This is a genomic window from uncultured Parabacteroides sp. (assembly GCF_905196875.1).
Taxonomy (GTDB): Bacteria; Bacteroidota; Bacteroidia; order Bacteroidales; family Tannerellaceae; genus Parabacteroides.
Genome location: NZ_CAJJWO010000041.1, coordinates 39,896 through 45,943, shown reverse-complemented (window position 1 = coordinate 45,943; position 6,048 = coordinate 39,896). Strand labels below are relative to the sequence as shown.

7 protein-coding genes are annotated in these 6,048 nt (G+C 47.3%); 2 read left to right on the top strand and 5 right to left on the bottom strand.

Features of this window, described 5'->3' with window-relative positions:
* Window positions 1-171: 171 nt before the first annotated feature.
* Window positions 172-471, top strand: coding sequence for a nucleotidyltransferase domain-containing protein (locus QZ076_RS14140; protein WP_293714027.1), 300 nt, complete (start codon window positions 172-174; stop codon window positions 469-471).
* A complete protein-coding gene (locus tag QZ076_RS14135; protein ID WP_293714025.1) occupies window positions 464-808 on the top strand; it encodes a HepT-like ribonuclease domain-containing protein in 345 nt (114 codons plus the stop codon). The genes QZ076_RS14140 and QZ076_RS14135 overlap by 8 nt, the downstream gene beginning before the upstream one ends.
* A 265-nt stretch (window positions 809-1,073) precedes the next feature.
* Here the strand turns inward: QZ076_RS14135 and gltA are convergent, their stop codons facing one another.
* The 5 genes from gltA to QZ076_RS14110 form a co-directional block, all read right to left on the bottom strand.
* The gene (gltA, locus tag QZ076_RS14130) at window positions 1,074-2,546 is read right to left on the bottom strand and encodes an NADPH-dependent glutamate synthase (RefSeq protein ID WP_293714023.1); all 1,473 of its coding nucleotides are present in this window, start codon (window positions 2,544-2,546) and stop codon (window positions 1,074-1,076) included.
* A gap of 12 nt (window positions 2,547-2,558) precedes the next feature.
* The gene (locus tag QZ076_RS14125) at window positions 2,559-3,356 is read right to left on the bottom strand and encodes a sulfide/dihydroorotate dehydrogenase-like FAD/NAD-binding protein (protein WP_293714021.1); all 798 of its coding nucleotides are present in this window, start codon (window positions 3,354-3,356) and stop codon (window positions 2,559-2,561) included.
* Between the two features lie 95 nt (window positions 3,357-3,451).
* Window positions 3,452-3,835 (bottom strand): co-chaperone GroES family protein, encoded by a 384-nt coding sequence (locus QZ076_RS14120; protein WP_129729601.1) that lies wholly within the window; start codon window positions 3,833-3,835, stop codon window positions 3,452-3,454.
* A 93-nt stretch (window positions 3,836-3,928) separates the two neighbouring features.
* Window positions 3,929-4,507, bottom strand: coding sequence for a DUF4251 domain-containing protein (locus QZ076_RS14115; protein WP_293714017.1), 579 nt, complete (start codon window positions 4,505-4,507; stop codon window positions 3,929-3,931).
* Between the two features lie 71 nt (window positions 4,508-4,578).
* The gene (locus tag QZ076_RS14110) at window positions 4,579-5,931 is read right to left on the bottom strand and encodes an MATE family efflux transporter (RefSeq protein WP_293714015.1); all 1,353 of its coding nucleotides are present in this window, start codon (window positions 5,929-5,931) and stop codon (window positions 4,579-4,581) included.
* Window positions 5,932-6,048 lie beyond the last annotated feature (117 nt).

Below are 6,048 nucleotides of genomic sequence, written 5' to 3'. Positions count from 1 at the left end.
TAGAGCATAACCTTGCCAAGGTTAGGGTCGCGGGTTCGAATCCCGTCTTTCGCTCGCTTCCAAAAGGCCTCGGTATTGCTTGCAATATCGGGGCTTTTTATTTATACAATTCTCCTCTATTGTCCGTTTAAAGAATAATACATATCTTTGTTATAACTAAAGACAAAGGATATGAACTTCTTCAGCAGTTACTTACCCGGAATTATTGCTTTATGCAAGAAGCATAAAGTAAAGAAAATGTTTGCTTTTGGTTCTGTTCTGACCAATCGCTTTACAGAGAAGAGTGACATCGACTTATTAGTTGACTTTGAGGGTGTCACACCGGAAGATTATGCAGACAATTACTTTGATTTAAAAGATGCATTATCCAATATATTCCGCAGGGATGTAGACTTATTGGAAGATAAAGCTATACGAAACCCTATTTTACGAAAAAACATTGACTCGTCAAAGCAATTAATCTATGGATGAATACATTGAAAAACATCTGTATGATGTGCTTCTTTCTATCAATGAAGTGGAAAGTTATTTTCCTGAAGGGCCTAAACTATTCGAGGAATTCAGGAAAGAGATCATTCTCCAAAGAGCCGTTGAGAGAAACGTTGAAATAATGGGAGAAGCAATCAATCGAATTCTCAAAATAGATCCGACTTTTATATTACCTAATGCCAGAGCGATCGTAAATACCAGGAACAAAGTAATACACGGTTACGACAGTGTCACTACCGAATTTCTTTGGGGGCTCATCATAAAACATATCCCGGCTTTAAAGAAAGATGTTTTAGACCTACTTAACTACCCCAAATAAAGAAATAGGGCTGCAACACACCTGTCGCAGCCCCTTCATAGACACACCAATATTTATAACTATTGTATAAATATCTTCTTTACCTCTCTTTTATGTCTGGTACCGTTTTATACGGTAAACGCAAATATAATAATAAATTTATCATTACAATCTTTTTTTACAGGGAAGCGCTTAAAATTAGGGAACTATAAGAGTTTCATTCTTTAGCTGGAATAAAAAAGCCCGACCTCACCGGCCGGGCTTCCCACTGTATCTTAATTTCAGATCATTTTCCTTGCAGGCTGGCGTCCATAGCGGCGGCAGCTTTACGGCCATCACCCATCGCCAGAATAACGGTGGCACCACCTCTTACGATGTCGCCTCCGGCATATACATCCGGCAACGCCGAACGCATCGTATCCTGATCGACTACGATCGTGCCCCATTTGCTTACTTCCAGGCCGCTGAAGGCACGCGGGATAAGCGGGTTGGGAGAAACACCGACACTGACGATTACTTCGTCTACATCGATCGTATCGATGGCACCCTCTATGGCTACGGGACGGCGGCGGCCGGAAGCATCCGGTTCGCCCAGCTCCATCTTCTGCAGGCGCATCTGTTTCACGCGGCCTCTTTCATCACCGATATATTCGATCGGATTATGCAGAGTCAGGAATTCCACGCCCTCTTCCTTGGCATGTTTCACCTCCTCGATACGGGCAGGCATTTCTTCTTCGCTACGACGATACACGATCATGGCACGTTCAGCTCCCAGACGGCGGGCAGTACGCACAGAGTCCATCGCCGTATTACCTCCACCAATCACGGCTACCTTCTTGCCTTGCAATACAGGGGTATCGCTTTCGGGGTTGGCAGCGTCCATCAGATTGACGCGTGTCAGGTATTCGTTGGACGACATGACGCCGATCAAGTTCTCACCCGGTATGTTCATGAAGTTGGGAAGACCGGCACCACTAGCGGCAAAGAAACCTTTGAAGCCTTCTTCTTGCAGATCCTCGTAACTGATCGTCTTACCGACAATGCAATTGGATATGAACTTCACGCCCATCTTACGAAGGCCTTCGATCTCCACATCCACGATCTTATTAGGCAGACGGAATTCGGGAATACCGTATTTCAATACTCCGCCAATCTCGTGCAATGCTTCGAACACGGTGACATCATATCCTCGCTTCGCCATATCTCCGGCAAAAGAAAGGCCGGCAGGACCGGAACCGATCACAGCGATCTTGATACCGTTCTTTTCTGCGATCTCAGGGACGGATATCTGGCCGCTCTCCCGTTCGTAGTCGGCAGCGAAACGTTCGAGGTAACCGATGGCTACCGGAGCCTTTTTCATCTTCAGATGAATACATTTGCTTTCGCACTGTTTCTCCTGCGGACAAACACGACCACAAACGGCAGGCAGTGCACTGGTTTCCTTCAGCACTTTTGCCGCTTCCAGGAACTCGCCGCGTTCGATATTTTTGATAAATGTCGGGATATTGATACTTACCGGACAACCTTCCATACAGGTCGGATTCGGGCAGTCGAGGCAACGTTGTGCCTCCTGCATCGCCTGTTCCTTTGTCAGACCCAGGTTCACCTCTTCCAGGCGGGTATGGCTCCGGTATTCCGGATCGAGTTCATTCATTTCCACACGGGGAATATCCGTGCGTTCTTTATTTTTTTTGCTCTTGCGCAGTTCTTCCCTCCAGGGTTCGGAACGGCGTGCTGCAATTAGTTCTGCTGTTGTCATTTGTTTAAGTGGTTATTTCTTTTCAATATCTTTATAAGCACCCAGACGCATAAGCATCTCGTCGAAATCAACCTGATGAGCATCGAACTCCGGTCCGTCCACACAGACGAACTTGGTCTTTCCACCCACCGTGATACGGCAAGCGCCGCACATGCCGGTTCCGTCTACCATGATTGTGTTCAGGGAAGCGACGGTAGGTATCTCGTATTTCTTTGTAAGTGCCGAAACAAATTTCATCATGATAGCCGGGCCGATGGTGACGCAGAGGTCTACCTTCTCACGGTTGATCACGCTTTCAACACCGTTCGTCACCAATCCTTTCGTACCGTAGGAGCCGTCGTCGGTCATCACGATCACTTCGTCGGAATTGGCTTTCATCTGGTCTTCCAGGATCACCAGGTCTTTGGTACGGGCTGCCAGTACCACAATCACACGGTTTCCGGCCTTATGGAATGCTTCAACGATAGGTAACAGCGGTGCTACACCTACGCCTCCCCCGGCACAAACAACCGTACCTACTTTTTCGATGTGGGTAGCTTGTCCCAGCGGGCCTACCAGGTCGGTAATATAATCGCCTGCGTTCAAATCGCAGATCTTCTTGGACGAACCGCCTACGGCCTGGATCACCAGGGTGATGGTTCCTTTCTGAGTGTCTGCCCCTGCAATGGTTAAAGGGATGCGTTCGCCTTTCTCTCCCACTTTCACGATCACAAAGTGACCGGCCTTACGTGAGCGGGCGATCAGAGGAGCCTCGACTTCCAGCTTCACTACGTTGGCAGAGAAATGTTCTTTACTTACAATTTTATTCATTCTAATCGCTACTGTTGATAGTTTGTCTTGTTGATTTGCTTGCAAAAATACATCAAATATGTGAATAGATAAGTATTTTGCCAAAGAAAAAGCCCTTATTCGAACAATCCTTCGTCGCGCAGCAACATCAGGATAGCAGAATGCGGCACGATCAGGAACTTCTCATCGTTAAAGTTGATCTCGTAAGCGGCATTTTGCAGGAACACAGCCAGATCGCCTTCATGCGCCTGCAAAGGCAGGTAATGAACCTCTCCTTCCTTCTTCTTTTCCCATACTTCGTGCTCTTCACTCTGGGATGGAAGCGGGAAGCCTGGGCCTACTTTGATGATATAGCCGCTTTGTATCTTTTCCTGCTGCACCGTAGGAGGCAGGTAAAGGCCCGACTTGGTCTGGCTCTGCGGGTTCTTGGGTTTGATAAGCACCTTGTCGCCTATCATGATGAATTTGTCTACGTCTTTCTGGTCTATCGATAATTGCATAATCGTACGTTTTATAAGTTGTCGTGCAAAGATATAAAAAAAGAGACGTCGCAAAGCAACGTCTCCCTTTCGTTCAGAGTATATCAATTATGTTTAAATGGAGCGTCCCTTAAACACATTGGATTGTTCTGTCGGATACAAGGAACCGGTAAATGAGATCCGGTTGCTGTTGAAGTTCGGACTTACGGTTGCCGTACATTTGTTGCTTCCTTTCACCATGCGGAAAGTTACGTTGGCCGATACGGCTACACCCTGTACCATCATACTAAAGGTGACGTTACCTTTTTTATCGGTCTTCATTTCGACATTGGAGGCATTACCTTCGACAGTGATACCACCTATACCATTAGGGCCTGCATAAGCTCCGTTGAATGCCAACTGGATTGTTGCCCGGTTTCCATCCATCGATACAAAGTTAGTGCTGGGAGTTACATAGACAAAACGTCCGCGTTTAAACTCTACACGATCGGCTTCGAGCACGAAGTCTTTTGCATTAAGCGCCTGTACAGCTTGTTCGAACATAGCCATGTTCTCGGCTTCTTCCGCTGCTTTCTTAGCTTCTTTCTCGGCCTTCTTCGCAGCCTTTTCAGCTGCTTTATCCTGTTGTGCCATCATAGTTCCTGTACCGAGGCCAAACAGCAGGACAGCTAGCAATAATAATACTCTTTTCATACTTCTATTCTTTATAATTAATACGTAGCGAACCACTTTTCATATAATAGACAAATAAATCGCCAGGAAGTTCAATTTAACGTTTCACTTTTTATGTTTTTAACATGGTACCATAAGAAACCCCAGGCAGTTACGGCTGCAATGAAGTCTGAAAAAGGAGAAGCATACCACACGCCGTCCAATCCCCAGAACTCCGGGAAGACGAGAAGCGCAGGAATGAGGAACAGGCACTGCCGGCTCAGGCTCAGGAACATCGCTTTCCAGGCTATGCCGATACTCTGAAAGAACTGGCTGATGGATATCTGCGAGCCGACAACGACAAAGACCAGCAAACTGATCCGCAGACCGTTGGCCGTAACTTCTATCAACTCAGGATCGCTGGTAAACGCCCGGGCTATCAACCGGGGAAACAAGACGCTTCCCAGACAGCCCAATCCCATGATGATCGTTGCGGTGATGATGACCAGGCGCAAAACCTCCTGCACACGCTTATGTTGTCCGGCCCCGTAATTAAAACCGACAATAGGCTGCATACCCTGCGCGATACCGATAATGAGCATAACCAGCAACATACCGACACTGGTGATAATACCGTTGGCACCCAAAGCCAGGTCGCCCCCGTGCGTTTTCAAGGCATAGTTCTGGATAACGACCACCAGGCTACCTGCCAGCTGCATCGCAAAGGGCGAGATCCCGATGGTGACGATGTTCCATACCACATGCCTTTCCAGCCGGAAAGTTCCTTTATGAAAGCGCACGATGCTGTCTTTCTGAATGAAATGGTTCATAACGAACATTGCACTCAACAGCATGGAGATAATCGTTGCAATAGCAGCTCCTTGTATCCCCATATCCAGCCAGAAGATGAAGATAGGGTCGAGAATGACATTCACCACCGCCCCGATCAACATGGTGAACATGGCTTTCTTCGGATAACCGGAGGCACGCATGATCGCATTGAAACCGAAACTTAGTGAGGTCAGGATGGTACCGGGTACAACTATATTCAGGTAGTCGCGGGCATAAGGAATGGTCTGTTCGCTTCCCCCGAAGGCCACCAGCAGATCGTCCATCCAGATCATACAGGGGATAACTGTCACGAGGGTGATAATGAATGTCAGCGTAAAAGCATTCCCCAACACCTTTTCCGCCATCTCGTTCGCCCTTCTTCCCAGGTGGATGGAGACACGGGTAGCGGAACCTGCTCCTATCAGCATACCGAAAGCTTGCAGAAACAGCAAGATGGGAAATGTCAGCGTCAACCCGGCCATTGCCAGCGCACCGACTCCCTGACCGATAAACACACGGTCGACAATATTATACAACGCATTCACCATCGTTCCGACTACCGCCGGGATAGCATACTGCAATAATAGGCGGCTCACTTTCTCATGCTCTAATCGCCAGGTTATTTCATTTGCCATATTTCATCTATACTTAATGTTGTTATTCTCCCATTATTCTTTTATTCTTCGTAGCACAACCAAGACGCTTTAATAGCACAATAGTGTCAGTATCAGTAGCACTACTATGCTAACCCC